The 15,482-nt window shown below is 43.4% G+C and carries 16 protein-coding genes and 1 other RNA gene; 9 read left to right on the top strand and 8 right to left on the bottom strand.

Features of this window, described 5'->3' with window-relative positions; all coding sequences use genetic code 11:
• Nucleotides 1–2: 2 nt before the first annotated feature.
• The 3 genes from ACE3JL_RS09010 to hsdR all read left to right on the top strand — a co-directional run bounded on the left by ACE3JL_RS09010 (nt 3) and on the right by hsdR (nt 3,201).
• Nucleotides 3–236 carry a hypothetical protein gene (locus ACE3JL_RS09010; RefSeq protein ID WP_045359782.1) on the top strand — a complete coding sequence of 78 codons (234 nt, stop codon included), beginning with the start codon at nt 3–5 and terminating at the stop codon, nt 234–236.
• A gap of 310 nt (nt 237–546) precedes the next feature.
• Nucleotides 547–885, top strand: a complete 339-nt coding sequence (brnA, locus tag ACE3JL_RS09015) for a type II toxin-antitoxin system BrnA family antitoxin (RefSeq protein ID WP_271987791.1) — start codon at nt 547–549, stop codon at nt 883–885.
• Nucleotides 886–888: 3 nt separating this feature from the next.
• On the top strand, nt 889–3,201 hold the full coding sequence (gene hsdR, locus ACE3JL_RS09020) for an EcoAI/FtnUII family type I restriction enzme subunit R (RefSeq protein ID WP_375329311.1): 2,313 nt from the start codon (nt 889–891) through the stop codon (nt 3,199–3,201).
• Between the two features lie 266 nt (nt 3,202–3,467).
• Here hsdR and ACE3JL_RS09025 read toward each other — a convergent pair whose 3' ends face one another.
• From ACE3JL_RS09025 to ACE3JL_RS09040, 4 genes are all read right to left on the bottom strand, one after another.
• Nucleotides 3,468–4,634, bottom strand: a complete 1,167-nt coding sequence (locus ACE3JL_RS09025; protein WP_375329312.1) for a pyridoxal phosphate-dependent aminotransferase — start codon at nt 4,632–4,634, stop codon at nt 3,468–3,470.
• A 9-nt stretch (nt 4,635–4,643) separates the two neighbouring features.
• Nucleotides 4,644–5,034: a transfer-messenger RNA gene (ssrA, locus tag ACE3JL_RS09030) on the bottom strand.
• A 166-nt stretch (nt 5,035–5,200) separates the two neighbouring features.
• A complete protein-coding gene (locus tag ACE3JL_RS09035; protein WP_002784674.1) occupies nt 5,201–5,641 on the bottom strand; it encodes a type II toxin-antitoxin system VapC family toxin in 441 nt (146 codons plus the stop codon).
• The gene (locus tag ACE3JL_RS09040) at nt 5,641–5,898 is read right to left on the bottom strand and encodes a type II toxin-antitoxin system Phd/YefM family antitoxin (protein WP_002757932.1); all 258 of its coding nucleotides are present in this window, start codon (nt 5,896–5,898) and stop codon (nt 5,641–5,643) included. The genes ACE3JL_RS09035 and ACE3JL_RS09040 overlap by 1 nt, the downstream gene beginning before the upstream one ends.
• A gap of 262 nt (nt 5,899–6,160) precedes the next feature.
• Here ACE3JL_RS09040 and ACE3JL_RS09045 point away from each other — a divergent pair, with 262 nt between their 5' ends.
• Entirely contained in the window at nt 6,161–6,394 is a 234-nt protein-coding gene (locus tag ACE3JL_RS09045) for a hypothetical protein (protein WP_375329313.1), read from the top strand.
• A gap of 316 nt (nt 6,395–6,710) precedes the next feature.
• Here ACE3JL_RS09045 and ACE3JL_RS09050 read toward each other — a convergent pair whose 3' ends face one another.
• The 4 genes from ACE3JL_RS09050 to ACE3JL_RS09065 all read right to left on the bottom strand — a co-directional run bounded on the left by ACE3JL_RS09050 (nt 6,711) and on the right by ACE3JL_RS09065 (nt 12,160).
• Nucleotides 6,711–7,991, bottom strand: coding sequence for an HhoA/HhoB/HtrA family serine endopeptidase (locus tag ACE3JL_RS09050; RefSeq protein ID WP_375329314.1), 1,281 nt, complete (start codon nt 7,989–7,991; stop codon nt 6,711–6,713).
• A 342-nt stretch (nt 7,992–8,333) separates the two neighbouring features.
• Nucleotides 8,334–9,728 (bottom strand): protein kinase, encoded by a 1,395-nt coding sequence (locus ACE3JL_RS09055; protein WP_375329315.1) that lies wholly within the window; start codon nt 9,726–9,728, stop codon nt 8,334–8,336.
• 419 nt (nt 9,729–10,147) lie between these two features.
• Nucleotides 10,148–11,161, bottom strand: coding sequence for a serine/threonine protein kinase (locus tag ACE3JL_RS09060; protein ID WP_375329316.1), 1,014 nt, complete (start codon nt 11,159–11,161; stop codon nt 10,148–10,150).
• 231 nt (nt 11,162–11,392) lie between these two features.
• Nucleotides 11,393–12,160 (bottom strand): DUF6816 family protein, encoded by a 768-nt coding sequence (locus tag ACE3JL_RS09065; RefSeq protein WP_375329317.1) that lies wholly within the window; start codon nt 12,158–12,160, stop codon nt 11,393–11,395.
• A gap of 35 nt (nt 12,161–12,195) precedes the next feature.
• On the opposite strand from ACE3JL_RS09065, the gene era reads away from it, so the two are divergent.
• The 5 genes from era (at nt 12,196) to ACE3JL_RS09090 (ending at nt 15,430) form a co-directional block, all read left to right on the top strand.
• Nucleotides 12,196–13,152 (top strand): GTPase Era, encoded by a 957-nt coding sequence (gene era, locus ACE3JL_RS09070; protein WP_375329318.1) that lies wholly within the window; start codon nt 12,196–12,198, stop codon nt 13,150–13,152.
• Between the two features lie 199 nt (nt 13,153–13,351).
• On the top strand, nt 13,352–14,029 hold the full coding sequence (locus ACE3JL_RS09075; RefSeq protein ID WP_002750869.1) for a uracil-DNA glycosylase family protein: 678 nt from the start codon (nt 13,352–13,354) through the stop codon (nt 14,027–14,029).
• A gap of 3 nt (nt 14,030–14,032) precedes the next feature.
• Entirely contained in the window at nt 14,033–14,578 is a 546-nt protein-coding gene (rsmD, locus tag ACE3JL_RS09080) for a 16S rRNA (guanine(966)-N(2))-methyltransferase RsmD (protein ID WP_375329319.1), read from the top strand.
• Nucleotides 14,579–14,880: 302 nt separating this feature from the next.
• The gene (locus ACE3JL_RS09085; RefSeq protein WP_271989575.1) at nt 14,881–15,135 is read left to right on the top strand and encodes a hypothetical protein; all 255 of its coding nucleotides are present in this window, start codon (nt 14,881–14,883) and stop codon (nt 15,133–15,135) included.
• Nucleotides 15,128–15,430, top strand: a complete 303-nt coding sequence (locus ACE3JL_RS09090; RefSeq protein ID WP_002782261.1) for a DUF3181 family protein — start codon at nt 15,128–15,130, stop codon at nt 15,428–15,430. Before ACE3JL_RS09085 ends, ACE3JL_RS09090 begins: the two co-directional genes overlap by 8 nt.
• Nucleotides 15,431–15,482 lie beyond the last annotated feature (52 nt).

Consider the following 15,482-nt stretch of genomic DNA (forward strand, 5'->3'; position numbering starts at 1 on the left):
CCATGATCATCCAAAAAATCATCGACGAACTCCACGAAATCCCCGAAGATCACCTGACTCAGATTTACGAGATCGTTAGATCCTTTCGCCTTGAATTAGAACGGGAACGATCGCACAACCCGGACGACACCCCAGACGAGGAAATCGTTGCCAACCTTAAACAAGGAATGCAAGAAGCCCTAGGGGGAAATACCATCCCCCTAGATCGAATGTGGGAAGGCATTGATGTCGATTAACGAAAACCCCATCGAAATTAGACTCACCCCCCGCTTTCAAAAAGATCTCAAAATCCTCGCCAAACGCTATCGATCCATCCGCCAAGACGTACAACCCCTACTTCAGATTTATTCCTCCAATTGTAGAACAAAAAAAAATCGTCGAGCAAATAGAAGAATGTTATCAAAAAACTCAAAAACTCGAAACCATTTACCAAAGCAAACTAGAAGCGATCGCCGAACTTAAACAATCGATCCTAGAAAAAGCCTTCACCGGTCAACTCAGCCAATAGATGGGTTAAAATACACAGAATAGCGGGAACGCTCATCGATGCCGACCTATACCCTCGCAAACACTCGTAATCCACCCGGTGCGGGGCCAGCCGCCAGAACCAACGGGAAACCATCGGGAAAAAGCGGGGTCGAATTCCTAGAAATATCTGGTATGAAAGCCGAAGAATTTGACGCGAAATTTGATGCGGGGGAAGACATGAGCGAATTTCTCGATTTCTCCACCGCCCGACGACCCAACCGGGAAAAGCAAAAAATCGAACTCGATTTACCCTTTTGGATCATTCGCAAACTAGAAGCCGAAGCCCAGAAAGAGGGCGTTTCCACTCAAACATTCCTAGAAAACTATCTAGCCCGACACATCGCCTCCGCCCCCTAGTTTATGAACGAAGCCGAAACCAAAGCCGAACTGATTGACCCCGCCCTCAAAGCCGCCGGATGGGGAGTCATTCCCGACAGTAAAATTCGTCGCGAGGTAATTGCCCCCGGTCGTCTGATGGGTTACGGCCAGCGCAGTTCATCGAAAATCTGCGATTATGTCTTAGTCTATCGGGGTCACAAACTCGCCACCCTGGAAGCCAAAAAACGCGACGCGCACCCCACCGAGGGACTTGGGCAGGCTAAGGACTACGCCGAGCGCCTGCAAACCCCCTTCGCCCTCTGTACCAACGGCCTCCGCATTTATCGAGTGGATACCCGCGCCGGAAAAGAAGGCTATATCGATCGCTACCCCACCCCGGAAGAACTCTGGGCGGCCACCTACCCCGATTCCAACCACTGGCGCGACCGTTTCGCCACCGTCCCCCCCGATAATAAAAGCGGGATGCGCGAGGCCCGCTACTACCAACACAACGCCATCCAGGCCGTTCTAGAAGCGATCGCAGCTGGTCAAAAACGGATGCTCCTGACCATGGCCACCGGCACCGGCAAAACAACGATCGCCCTTCAAATCGCATGGAAACTCTTTCATAGTAGTTGGAACCTGAGCGGTGAACCGACCCACCGGCCCTGTATTCTCTTCCTCACGGATCGCAATATTCTGGCTAATCAAGCTTTAACCGAGTTTACCGCCTTCCCCGAAGATGCCCTCGTTAGGATCGAACCGAAGGAAATCCAGAAAACAAAGAAAGTCCCTAAAAACGGCAGCGTCTTTTTTTCGATCTTTCAAACCTTTATGACCCAAAACGGCGAGGAACTAGCCCCTAACTTCCTCGAATACGCTCCCGACTTTTTCGACTTGGTGATCGTGGATGAATGTCATCGGGGCGGGGCCAACGACGAAAGCACTTGGCGAAAAATCCTCGAATACTTCGCCCCTGCTGTACAACTGGGATTAACCGCCACCCCGAAACGGGATCTCAACGGCGACACCTACAAATATTTCGGCGAACCCCTCTACACCTATTCCCTGAAAGAAGGCATTAACGAGGGCTACCTAACCCCCTTTAAGGTGGTTGAATTCACCACCAGTCTCGACGAGTACCAATATGATCCCGACGATGAACTGATCGAGGGCGATATCGACGAAAACAAGGTTTATACTGAATCCGACTTTAACCGGATTATCGAGATCGAGGAACGGGAACGCCAACGGGTAAAAATTTTTATGGAGGCGATCGACCAAAACGAGAAAACCCTGGTTTTCTGCGCCAATCAAGACCACGCCCTAGCCATTCGCGATCTGATCAATCAAATGGCCATCAGCAGCGATCCCAACTACTGCGCTCGCGTTACCGCCAACGATGGCAGCTTGGGAGAAACCCACTTAAAAAAGTTTCAAGACAACGAGAAAAGGCTCCCCACCATCCTTACCACCTCTCGCAAACTCTCCACTGGGGTAGATGCTAGAAACCTGAGAAATATCGTCCTACTGCGTCCAGTCAAATCGATGATCGAGTTCAAACAGATTATCGGACGGGGGACGCGCCTTTTCGATAATAAGGACTATTTTACTATCTACGATTTTGTTAAAGCCCACGAAAACTTTAACGATCCCGAATGGGACGGGGAACCGCAGGAACCCGTCCTCATCGATCCGAGACCGCGCCCCGAATCACCTGATGCGATCGAATATCCGCTCGACGAGCCGGATCCTCTACCGATAGGTCAGAAAATTAAAATCAAACTGGCCGACGGCAAGGAACGAGAACTAGAACACACCCAGAAAACAAGCTTCTGGAATGCCGACGGAAAACCGATCTCGGCCGAGGAGTTTATCCAGCAGCTTTTCGGGGATATTCCCGATCTTTTTCAAGATGAAGCGGAATTACGCCTTCTCTGGAGCCGACCCGACACCCGCAAATCCCTGCTAACTGGACTCGCGGAAAAAGGCTACGGCGAGGAACAGCTACAGGCGATCGCCCGGATCACCAACACGGAAAACAGTGATATTTACGACGTGCTGACCTATATCGCCTACGCAGCCAGACCCCTGACGCGAGAAGAACGGGTAATCAAGCACAAAGATTTAATTTTCTCGAAATACACGCGAAAACAAGGGGAGTTTCTCGACTTTATCCTCGACCAGTATATTCGCTCTGGCGTTGGCGAGCTTGACCGGGAGAAATTGCCAAAACTGATCGAGATTAAGTATCACACCATTAACGAGGCGATCTCCCAATTGGGAGACATTCAAGAAATTAGCGGGGTATTTATGAGTTTTCAGGCTTATCTCTACCGGTCAGACGTGGCCTAATCCCCTATAGGAGATACAGCACGGGTTATGGTCTTTTGTCAACGGAAAAGTCTAAATATGGTGGCTAGGGCGATAAGTACCTAAGCAAAATTAATTACACATATCTAACCCCGCTCTTGCCTCTTGCCTCTTGCCTCTTGCCTATCTTCACTAGGAAATTAATTTTGCACGACTACTTAATTGGTTTAGTATTACACTTCATGTTGATGATCAAGGCTGTGGTAAAGTAAAAACCAAGAAGGAAAGCTAGTATTTATTCTTGAAAATCATTGAGTAAAATAACGCAATCCCTTGACTAATCTTTCTACTGCCGCTAAAGCCGTTTCTGGAGATAAAGTAGCGTAGGCAAGACGCAAATAACAGCCCTCTGTTATACCAAAAGTTGAACCGGGTAACACCGCCACCCGCTGCTGCTCAATTAAACTTTTAACTAACTGAAAATCATTCTTGTCTGTATGAATTTTCAGGAAGAAATAAAAAGCTCCTTCCGCAGTGGCAACATCACAAATATCCCTAACCGATTCTAGAGCATTCAGGCAAATTTCTCTAACTTGACTGATGGTTTTTAACTGTTCTAAAGGATAGCTTTTACTCACCTGCAACGCTCCTAATGCTGCGTATTGCGAAACCACCGGCGGACAGATTAAAATAGTATCCTGAATCTTATTAATCGCCTCAGATAAATGTTCTGGTACTACCATATAACCAATGCGCCAACTGGCAAAACCGTAGGCTTTTGAGAGACTAAATAAGGAAATAGTCCGGGATTCACTATCAACAATTGCCGCCGGGGAAAAGTGGCAAGCATGGTTATAGGTAAAATACTCATAAGCCTCATCATGAATATGATAGATGCCCTTTTTTTGACAAATTCGATTGACTTCCCTTAGGGTATTTTCTGGATAAACTACTCCCGTAGGATTATTAGGAGAAATCGTCACCACTGCCTTAGTTTTTTCTGTGATTGCCTCTTCAATGGCAGCCGGACGCAATTGATAATTTTTGTCTGTGGCGACCAAAATAACTTGACAATCAGCCATTTTTATGGCCATTTCATGATTGAAATAAAAGGGAGTGTTGAGAATAATTTCATCTCCCGGGGAAGTAATGGCTAAAATAGCATTCATAAAAGCCATATTACTGCCCGCAGTCACAAAAATTGCCTGTTTATCACTGATTTCTATCCGATTATCTTCGGCTAGTTTTTGTCGAATTACTGTTAATAAGGGGGGAATTCCCGCCACAGATTGATATTGATGATTTTTGGGATTGGCTAAAAATAAAGATAGAGATTCGATCGCTTCCCGGGGTGGATCATAGGAAACAACCCCTTGACCTAGGGAAATAGTGCCGGGGTTCGCTTTAATTAATTGACCGACCACGGGAATGATCGGTGTTTGTACCCCGTCCATGCGGGAGAGAAGGTTTTTCATTAAACTAATCAATGGAGCCGAGCAGAGTCGAACTGCTGTCCAAATTAGGTATTGACTGTCCGTTCATTCACAGGTTTAGTTTCGATTACCCTCGAAACGGGGACTGTCACTTATCCCGGACAGTGGGATGCTCTAGTTAAAGCTTAGACGGTTAACTAACTAGAGAAAGTTAAACGTGGCATCCGTTGGGGGTTTATCCATAGTCCTTAACGGAGTCAAACTATGAATGCTCGAGTCGATTAGAGACTATTAGGCAGCTACAGGAGCGGCTTTACGAGCGAAAGGAACGATGTTGTTCGCATTTACTTTTTGTTTGAGCCTTTGATTTACGAGAGGAGACTCACTCTCGACCTGTATCACGGGGGAGCTTTCGCTAACCTGTCGAAACCGTTACGGCCCCTTGTGCTTACATTCTGATTATAGCATATTTTTTGATTAAGCTAATTTCCGATTTTCCCAAGGGTTAGAGCCGGGCTAGATCGGTAAAAAAGGGTTTTTATCGCTGATTTTTGGGAAAGTTATCCTATATTTGCGATCCAGCTGCCATGGTTGATGCCGAAGTTGCCTCAACTCTGAACATTTTCTGAAGATGCCCTGGCGTGGACGAGAGTGTAATTAATCCGTAAAGCTTCTACACGGGCGAAATGTTGAATATTACCCGTAACCAGTTCTAGATTAGATTGAATCGCCGTGGATGCGATCTGTAAATCGGCATGGGCGAGAATATTTCCCTGTTGTTCTAGTTGCGCTTGAATTTCTCCGTAAATTTTCGCTGTCAAGCGATCGAATGGCAGGATCGTGAATTCGGGGATAATTCTCGTTTCGATTTTTTCCAGAAAATGATTGCGCTTCGGGGAACGGAACGCACCTTTATATAGTTCGGCGATCGTGATACTGCTAGTATATTGATTTTCTCGATCGAGCGATCGTAACCATTGCAGATAGTCCAGTAGCGGGCGCTTGCGTAACATCTCTGAAATAGCATCGGTATCAAAGAGATAAGCCATCAGGTTCTCTCGTCCAAGATATTATCCAGTTCTTCGGCTAATTCTTCTGAATCTTCCCAATTTTCGCTTAAATTCGCTAACCCTCCCCTCTGACGAGCGCTTCTCAGTCGTTGCAATTGTCGGATATCTTCGTAACTCACTAGGGCAGCCACGGGTTTGCCGTAGCGGGTGATGACAACGTAGCCCTCTTGGAGAGCAAGATCGATCGATTCGGAAAGACGCGCTTTCACTTCGGCTGTCGAGAGGATTTTTGTCATTGATCTTAAGTTGGACATCTTGACCATAATAATTCTACCAGAGTCGATTCAAGGTTGATGCGCGATCGGCGGCGTTGTCAAGTTTGAAGATGATCGCGTATCGGAGCAGCATTGAAAACGCTTTGAGAGCAGGGCTTTCCTTGTGTCGTCATTCATTCTTCATATTCTGTCTGATCTTCTCACTTCCCCTCCCGACCACCGACTCCTAACCCCACCAACAAACTTATTCAGCAAGTCCTAATTATTGATTGCCTCGGTTTGAATGGCCACCTATCAACAATCTATCTCCATACCACAATTTAGCCATTTTGTCAAAAAAATTTTGACTTTGCAACAAAACTACACAAAAATTAGATCAACGTTGTTCGGGAAAAAAGGGATAATTGGCGAAAGTGTTTGGTTTTGCTCAAGGGAAAAATCTAGATTTAGCAAGGGTTTTAAGACAACTCAGACCATTAAAACTCTAAAAATTAAAATAAAAGCCATCATAGCATAATGCAAAATTATACCAGAATGGCTGGAAGTATTGCAACCTCGTAAATAAATAAAAATTATTCTCAATAAATTCTTAAGTAAAAATAAATATTACCGATTGTAAATTTAAATATTTTTAAGTATTGAGAGTATTTATATATAAAATACTTATCATTTTGCCCTGATTGCCTCTGACTTTTCCCTCCCCACAGTAACCACAGGAAAGACTATTACAGCATAATTATTCGATTCAAGAGCCAAAAGTAAAACTAGAAATATAGAGAGCTTAGTAACAAGCTCTCTATAAAGTTTAGGTCTTTTACCACTTATCTTCCAGACTAGGATCTGTTAGCAGTATTCAAGCTACCCACTTGAATATTCAGATTAATTTTTTGTCCTCCCCGGCTAATTTCTACGGGTAAATTATCGCCGATTTGAGTGTTAGCAACAATTTCTCGAACCGCATCAGGATCGGTGACATTCTTACCACCTACAGACTTTAACACATCACCCGATCGCAACCCTGCTGCTGCGGCAGGAGAATCTCTCATCACCCGCACTAACAAGACACCAGAATCATCGGGGATAGTCCAATTATCAGCCATGGGACTATCAGCTAATTGTTCTTTTACCTCTGGAGTTAACTGCACCATTTGAACACCGAGATAGGGATGTTCCACCTTACCCGTGGCGATTAATTGTTCAGCGATTCTTTGGGCAGTTTTAATCGGAATAGCAAAACCTAAACCCTGGGCATTTTGAATGATAGCGGTGTTAACTCCGATAACTTCTCCCCGAGCATTTAACAAAGGTCCGCCGGAATTTCCGGGGTTAATTGCCGCATCGGTTTGCAGGAAATCCACCCGTTTATCACTAGCACCAATTTGGGAGCCATTGCGTTCCTTGGCGCTAATAATCCCCGTGGTGACAGTGTTATCTAATCCCAAAGGATTACCGATAGCGATCGCCCATTCTCCCACCTGTAAACTATCAGAATTACCTAATTTAACCGTGGGTAAATTGCTCGTTTCTACCTGTACCACTGCCACATCAGTTAAAGGATCACTACCTAAGACTTTACCATCAATAGTGCGACCATCTTTGAGGGTGACAGTTACCTTATCTGCTCCCTCGACAACGTGAGCATTGGTGATAATTTTACCGTCATTACTGATAATAAATCCTGAACCCGTGCCTCTTTGAACTTGTCTCTCTCCTCGCTCCGGTATTTGGGAACCGAAGAAGCGACGGAAAACAGGATCGTTAGCAAATTCGCCTAAATCATCGCCTCCATTGACTTCCCTAGAAGCATTAATTCTCACCACCGCCGGCCCCACTTCTTGCACCACAGAAGCGACAAAATTGGTAGGAATAACCAAAGACGAGGGAGCGGCTGCGGCTGGTGTGGAGGGGCGAGGATTATTGGTAGCGGTGGCAATATTTTGGGCTAATTCTAGAGGATTTTGGCTGTAGGCATAGGTGGCACCGATACCTAACCCGGCACCCAAAACCAGTAAGGAGGAATAGGCAAAAAGTTTTTTCATTGCAGAAGATTTGGAGCGTTTGGGATTACCTTCGTTGAGCGGGGAAATATTATCGTTAAAAATATTGCGAGTCATAGTTTTTATTGTTTAACCATTCTGAGAAGGGAATAAAAGTCAGTCCTAGTAATCGTGGGTGTGAGAGGAGTGTTTCGGAAAACGGCTTGGGACTGACTATCTCTAATTTAGGCGGGGGATATGAACTTACTGTGACGCAGACATGAACTTTTGATTGCAAGCTCATTGTTTTATAGTTTTTGACAGCTATAAGCATTAATACGCATGGCACAAGTGAGATGCTCCTCAGCAGAATAGACTCACTACTATGGCACAATTTAATTTTTGGGTTGCATTAATTAACCTAATCTAGGGAAGATAACAATATAAAAAAAGGAATTATGAGGATAGTTTTATGTTTTGTTAGCCTTTGGAATGCAGGAGAAAAGCCAATAACCAACCGCTTGCTAAACCGCTTAGATTTGTGCCAGAAATAATTAAAAAAGAATAGAAGCCACCAAAATATTTTTCTAACTTGTTAGTATATGGATAATTATTTTCATAAACAGTAAAAGCAACCCCAAACGAAATTATGAGCATAATTAAAGACACAGGTATAACCACAATCATAGCAAAAACTCTAATCCACATAAAAGAAAAAGAACCCTTAGACATAATCGAAACCACTAGCACAAGTAAAGCCCAACTCATAACGATAGTCAAAACGAAACAACATAGCACAGCCCATGTGAAATTGACAGCAAAAGCAATAGCTAAAAAAACTGTCCCAAGCACGAGTAACCAAGGAGTTGAAAATATCCATACACTGTAACCAATTACACCATACATAAGAAACACACCGATTAACAAACCCCAAGGAAAGTCTTTTCCTTTTGGCTCTTTCCTTGGCTGTGGGGGATTAACTTTTTCTTGACGATATTTTTCTTCTACAGGAGGCGGTGGTAATTCCAATTGTTGAAGCCAATCGGACATAGACTGAGGGCGGTTTTCTTTTTCCAAAGCCATCCCCAGAGTAATGGCTTTGTTAAGATGATCACTTAAATTAGGATTAATTTCTTTCGGTGATGTTAAGGGACGATTATCTAAACGGCGTTCCATTGAAGGAGTCGGTTTTTGTCCGGTGACAGCATAATAAAAAGTAGCCGCAAGCGTATAAACATCGACACTAGGTTTACGATTACTTGTAATGTTTTCTAAAGCTCTATCTTGACTTTGAAAGTGTTCTACAATCTGTTCATAGGGGGCAAAATACAAATTAGCTCCTGAATTTGTGGAACTACTACCAGCCGGAATAATCTCTTTAGCAATGCCAAAATCAATCAAGATAGCATTCCCATTGGGTTGAATCATAATATTGTCAGGGTGAGCATCTCGGTGTACCATTCCTGCTTGATGAACTGCCTCTAATGCGCTGCCAATTTGCCGAATATATTTTAAACATTCCGCTTCCGATAATTTTCCTTGAGTTTTCACCCTTTCCATCAAAGTTTGACCCTGAATAAAATCCATCACCAAACAGGGAACTTGACCTTCAGTAAAAAAATCGGAAATACGGACGATATGGGCATGGGGAGTCTGGGAAAATTTGGCTAACTTGCGCCCTTCTGCTTCAAATTGTTTAACATAATCCTCGTATTCCGTATCTCTTTTTTGCAAAATATCAGGAGTTTTGATCACCACTTCCAGGGTGAGTTGGCGATGACGTGCTTTATAGGTCAGGCCAAAACCTCCCCGTCCCAAGACCTCAAGGATCTCGTACTTGCCATTGTGGAGGAGTTGTCCCGCTTGCCAAACCATAGAATTTTGCGACAGTTATTTTTATCATACCAAAAAATCTGCTTTTGTCTCAAAATTGGCTTATGTTTTGGTATTTGAGTTTGTAGGGGCGAAGCATTCGGATAAGAAATTTACGGTTTCAGCGATAGGTTATTGCCCGAATGCTTCGCCCTTACGGGAGTTTGGTGGTGCTTAAGTTTACACCAATGGCACGTCTTGCATCCCATTGTGGTTAGTGAGTTTATCGAACTGCAATCGCCTTTGATCCCCCCTTGATCCCCCCTTGATAAGGGGGGTTTGATCCCCCTTGATCCCCCCTTGATAAGGGGGGTTTGATCCCCCCTTGATCCCCCCTTGATCCCCCCTTGATAAGGGGGGCATTTGATCCCCCCTTGATCCCCCCTTGATAAGGGGGGCATTTGATAATTTTTAACGCCTACCTACTTAGGAGAAGATGGGGGAGAAACTGTCGGAGTTGGTTGAGGAAATAAAATTTGCTTAATTTTATCTGTCACCCCAATAGATGTTAAAAAAGTCAAGGAAAGAGCCAGTAAACCTGTTGTTGCTGTCACTGCTGTCCAATTAATAACAATGGGTTGAGATATTTTAAATTGTTCTTTTTTGGGAATAGACAAACCTAAATCCTTAAACCATGCTTGCACTGACTGAGGACGTTTATCTGCGTCTAATTCCAATGCCCAAAGAATTGCTTTGTTGATATTAGGGCTGATTTTTGAATTGTAGGTTTTCGGCTCAATTAAAGGCGGATGATCAATTTTTCGAGTCATCGCATCTTTTCGAGTCATCGCATTCACTGGAATTTTACCCGTTAAAAGCTCGTATAACACGGCTCCTAAACTATAAATATCGGTAAAAGCTCCGCGTTTATTATTAAGAAAATAACACTCAATAGGCGCAAAACCTGAGGCTAATTCCTGGGTACGAATTTTGGTTAATTCCTCATCAAAATCTAAGGCTAAACCAAAATCAATTAAGACTGCTTCTGGTTTACCAGTCCGAATCATAATGTTACCCGGTCGAATATCTCGATGCAGAAAACCGCGACTATGTACCACCATTAAAGCCTGTCCAATCTGCTCAATGTAGCGTAAGGCTTCTTTTTCTGGTAAAATTTTTGTTGATCGCCGATCTAAGGTCGTCCCATCAATATATTCCATAACCATGCAGTTAGCTTTACCCTCTGAAAATAACTCTTTAACTCGCACGATATGAGGATGATCACAACCTTTTAATTTACTCGCTTCCTGCCAAAAAAGTTTCTGTAAACGCTTAGACTCCCACAATTTAAAACCCACATCCCTCGGCGTTTTGATCACTACTGAATCACCATTGCGATCGCTGGCTCGATAGGTAATGCCAAATCTCCCTTCACCCAATACTTCCTGAATCCTGTACTGGCCATCTTTAATTTTCTTGCCCAGATCCCAAACCATTAACTCCTAGCTCCTCTGCTCACAAACATTAATTAAACTTATTTTAATAGCGATGTCATTTTCCTAGAAGTATAACCTAATGTGGTGTTAACGACCGGCGACCGGCGACTGGCGACCCAATTAGATAAATTTGACCTAATCTTAGGTTTTATGGCTAGGATTGTCTCTTGTCTTTTTTCTCCTCCTGTCTCCTCATCTAAGGGAAGATTTTTGATTTTTACAGGATTTCTATTAATCTTTCAGCAATTCTAGGCGATAACGATACAAAGCCACAGGACGATTCGGCGCTTGGAAATAATCCGGCGATTGGGGAGAAAGATAAATGGCTGTCACCTGATCGCCTAGAATTTTATTAGGAGATAATAGCTGATAGGCGGTGGTGGTTTCCACCTCATTAAGATAAGTGTTGGTTTCTCCCCGGAAAATTTGTTGACTGATTTCTGTGGCAATAAATTGATTTCGGCTAGGAGTTTCGCTATTTCTGGCAATTACCGTGGAAATTAGTTGATGAGCGCCCCGTAAAAAGGTAATCTGACGATTGGGATTATTAGGGTCAGTTTTTAGCGATAATACCGATTGATTACCTAAGTAGGCGCGACTAATTGCTAAACCATTAAAGGATCGATCGGCCACAATTGATGGTTTACTGATAATAGTGGATAAAAAGGCAGCATTTATCGGTCTGGAAATAGCTTTCTCGATGAATCTCACCGGAAACTCGATCGATTTTTCTAGGTAACGACGATTACTTTCAAAACCGGGTGTGATAATCTGGGGAGAAAGAGGAGCGGTTAAATCGATTAGGGTACTGGTGACAGTCCAACTGCCCACCATCCAATCGGGATAAACTAAATCTCCACTGGCAAAACTAACCACTGGTTTAGTCATCCAGCGAGGATAATTAGTTAAGCGATCGCTTAAATTTCCTGCTATAGATAATTCTAAATGGTTACTACAGCCTAGAATCAATACTAACAAAAACAAAATTATCCTTTGCATGGGTAAAAATATTTTTTAAGTAATATTCTTTAATTATGAACGATTTGATCAACTCCCAAGCCTTTAATCTCGATTCGGCAGTAATTCCCATCGCACCCACTGGTTTTAAATCCGGTTTTATTGGCATTATTGGTCGTCCTAATGTGGGCAAATCCACCCTGATGAATCAATTAGTGGGACAAAAAATCGCCATTACTTCCCCCATCGCTCAAACTACCCGCAACCGTTTACGCGGCATTGTCACCGACGAGCGCTCCCAGATGATTTTTGTCGATACCCCCGGCATTCACAAACCCCATCACGAATTAGGCAAAGTTTTAGTTAAAAATGCCGAAAACGCCATAAATTCTGTAGATTTAGTTTTATTTGTTGTCGATAGTAGTAATTTTTTGGGCGGTGGAGATCGCTATATTGCCGATTTACTGACTAAAAACCAAACTCCCGCGATTTTAGGGCTAAATAAAGCCGATCAGCAACCGGAAGACCCTGAGCCTATCGACGATAGTTATCGTACCTTAGCGGCGGAAAATAACTGGCCTCTGCTCAAATTTTCGGCACTGGAGGGGACGGGAATCCCAGAACTGCAAAATCTGTTAACTGATTCCCTCGAAGTCGGTCCCTATTACTACCCCCCCGATTTAGTCACCGATCAGCCGGAAAGGTTTATTATGGGCGAATTAATCCGCGAACAGATTTTACTGCAAACCCGTCAGGAAATTCCCCATTCTGTGGCGGTGGTGATTGAACGCGTCGAGGAAACTCCCGCTTTAACCAAGGTTTTTGCCGCCATTAACGTGGAACGAGCTTCCCAAAAAGGGATCGTCATCGGTAAAAATGGCAGTATGTTAAAAGAGATCGGCTCTTCCGCTCGATCGGCTATTCAAAAGTTAATCGCCGGGGAGGTATATTTAAAATTATTTGTGAAGGTAGAACCGAAATGGCGACAATCTCGCTCACTTTTAGCAGAATTTGGCTATCGCACCGAGGAGTGAATTGGGGTGTAGGGTGTAGGGTGTAGGGTGTGGGGTGTGGGGTGTGGGGTGTAGGGTGTAGGGTGTGGGGTGTGGGGTGTAGGGTGTAGGGTGTGGGGAAAAGGAAGAATAAATAAAAATAATCTCCTGAAGACTGAAGACTGATAATTTTCATTTTTGTAGTAGAATGGAGAGCCACTAATAACCGATTTCTGGAATAATGACCGATATTAAAACCCTAATTAAACAGGTACACCAAGAGGCAAAAAAAGAGGATTTTCCCATCGATACCCTAATTTACCAAGAGGCAAAAAAAGACCCCTTTGAACCAGTTTTGTATGCTGGTAATCTTGCTAGTCAGTTATGCTTTTTTGGCCGGGATTTAGGACGAGATGAAGTGTATGCAGGACAACCTTTGATCGGGGCTGCCGGTAGAATGGTAAGAGAGGGATTTTTTCAAGCTTGGCAGGGGAGAAAATCCCATGATCGTCAAGAGTTATTATCGGTGTGCGATCGAATTTTCCTAACTAATACAGTTCCCTACAAACCTCCTGGTAATAAAGCTTATTCTGGGGAAGTGAAAGATCGTTTTCGTCCATTTATAGAAAAACTGCTCGTTTTTTATTGGCAAGGTGATCATATCATTCCCCTTGGCACGGAAGCTTTTAAATGGTTTGAACCCTACGGTAAACCCAAAGAAGTAGATAAATTCTATCTTGATAAAGAACGCTTTACCAAAAAACTCCTAGTTACCCTCACCGCTACCGATGAAGATGGATTAAAACAGCAAAAAAAAGTGACTTTATTGCCTCTCCCTCATCCCTCTCCTCTCAATCAAAGATACTATGCTCTTTTTCCTGATTTATTACAAAAAAGATTAACTGAATTTGCCTTTTAACTAATGAGAATTTACGGCAATCGTCCCATAAAAACCCTAGCAGGACAATTAACCCGTCCGACGACAGCAAGGGTGCGAGAAGCTTTATTTAATATCTGGCAACAGAAATTATCCGGCTGTCGTTGGTTAGATCTTTGTGCGGGTAATGGTTCCATGGGTGGGGAAGCTTTATGTCGAGGTGCGAGTCTAGTAATCGGAATTGAACAATCAGGACGCGCTGGCGAAATTATCAAGGAAAATTGGCGCAATTTAGCAACTTCTCACCAGCAATTCCAAGTAATTCGGGGAGATGTACTGACAAAGTTAGCCACTTTAGCGGGGAAAAGTTTTGATTTAATTTATTTTGATCCTCCCTACGAAAGCGGGTTATATTTACCGGTACTAACTGCCATCTCTCAATCTAATTTATTAGATTCTCTGGGGGAAATTGCCGTGGAACACAATCCCAAATCTTGGCAAGCAATTAATCTAGAAGGTTTAACCATTTGTCGTCAAAAACGCTACGGCAATACTACCTTAACTTTTTATCAAAAAACAGATGAATTATGAATTATGAATTATGAATTATGAAGTGGAGAGATGGGGAGATGGGGATATGGGGAGATGGGGAGACCACTTCGCGCACGTTGCGGGGGGAGAATAAATAAAAGCAATCTCCTGATTCCTGACTCCTGACTCCTAACCCCACCAACAAACTTTTTCAGCAAACTATACCTATCAATCGTTTCCCCTTTTTTTAAGTTTCTTCTCTTTTTGTTAAGAAGGATCTGACTAATGGATAACAAAGACAAAATCTATTGGCTAAAAAACCGGTACACTGATAACTGATAATTGATAACTGATCACTGCTTATGCCTCCTCGTTGGCCACGTCAACCCGATCGCAAAAACGATCCTGCTTTCCGACGTTTAGATGATCGCATGAATTTCGCCGTTCATGTGGCGGGTTTTTTAGCGATTAATTCAGGGTTGTGGTTTTTTCATATCATTAAATTTTCCGATTGGACTTGGTTAAATCTGTTCACGGGAATTTGGGCTATTCTATTGGTGGGACATTTGATTTATATAACGGCGATCGCTAACTACTCGGTAACACCCCATGGCTAACACAACTCAGGACATCGAAAATCTGGCAGCCCAAATCGGCGACAATATCTACATTGACGTGGCTAAATGGCATCTGTATCTCCGGGAGGCCCATTTACACAGTGTTGTTGCCGAAAAAGTCTTTCCTTTGCTCGAAAACGACAGTTTAAGCGAGAATGCAGTCATGTCTATCCTGCGGGAGATAAAAGTCACCCTTGGAGGTGGTCATCTGCAAGTTTCCCTAGCGGATTTATTACCCAGCAAATGTCAGATAGATTTAATCGATTTGCTCGAAGAATACCAAAAAAGTCTCTAAAATTCGCAAATAGTATGCCTGATAACTCGCAGACTAGGACTAACAGGCTAAA

It is taken from the genome of Microcystis sp. BLCC-F210 (assembly GCF_042134685.1).
GTDB lineage: Bacteria > Cyanobacteriota > Cyanobacteriia > Cyanobacteriales > Microcystaceae > Microcystis > Microcystis aeruginosa_D.

Bases quoted from the DNA above. Each gene is read 5' to 3' on its own strand.
- ACE3JL_RS09010 (WP_045359782.1), top strand. From the start codon at position 3: ATGATCATCCAAAAAATCATCGACGAACTCCACGAAATCCCCGAAGAT.
- brnA (WP_271987791.1), top strand. From the start codon at position 547: ATGCCGACCTATACCCTCGCAAACACTCGTAATCCACCCGGTGCGGGG.
- hsdR (WP_375329311.1), top strand. From the start codon at position 889: ATGAACGAAGCCGAAACCAAAGCCGAACTGATTGACCCCGCCCTCAAA.
- ACE3JL_RS09025 (WP_375329312.1), bottom strand. From the start codon at position 4,634: ATGAAAAACCTTCTCTCCCGCATGGACGGGGTACAAACACCGATCATT.
- ACE3JL_RS09035 (WP_002784674.1), bottom strand. From the start codon at position 5,641: ATGGCTTATCTCTTTGATACCGATGCTATTTCAGAGATGTTACGCAAG.
- ACE3JL_RS09040 (WP_002757932.1), bottom strand. From the start codon at position 5,898: ATGACAAAAATCCTCTCGACAGCCGAAGTGAAAGCGCGTCTTTCCGAA.
- ACE3JL_RS09045 (WP_375329313.1), top strand. From the start codon at position 6,161: ATGGCCACCTATCAACAATCTATCTCCATACCACAATTTAGCCATTTT.
- ACE3JL_RS09050 (WP_375329314.1), bottom strand. From the start codon at position 7,991: ATGACTCGCAATATTTTTAACGATAATATTTCCCCGCTCAACGAAGGT.
- ACE3JL_RS09055 (WP_375329315.1), bottom strand. From the start codon at position 9,728: ATGGTTTGGCAAGCGGGACAACTCCTCCACAATGGCAAGTACGAGATC.
- ACE3JL_RS09060 (WP_375329316.1), bottom strand. From the start codon at position 11,161: ATGGTTTGGGATCTGGGCAAGAAAATTAAAGATGGCCAGTACAGGATT.
- ACE3JL_RS09065 (WP_375329317.1), bottom strand. From the start codon at position 12,160: ATGCAAAGGATAATTTTGTTTTTGTTAGTATTGATTCTAGGCTGTAGT.
- era (WP_375329318.1), top strand. From the start codon at position 12,196: ATGAACGATTTGATCAACTCCCAAGCCTTTAATCTCGATTCGGCAGTA.
- ACE3JL_RS09075 (WP_002750869.1), top strand. From the start codon at position 13,352: ATGACCGATATTAAAACCCTAATTAAACAGGTACACCAAGAGGCAAAA.
- rsmD (WP_375329319.1), top strand. From the start codon at position 14,033: ATGAGAATTTACGGCAATCGTCCCATAAAAACCCTAGCAGGACAATTA.
- ACE3JL_RS09085 (WP_271989575.1), top strand. From the start codon at position 14,881: ATGCCTCCTCGTTGGCCACGTCAACCCGATCGCAAAAACGATCCTGCT.
- ACE3JL_RS09090 (WP_002782261.1), top strand. From the start codon at position 15,128: ATGGCTAACACAACTCAGGACATCGAAAATCTGGCAGCCCAAATCGGC.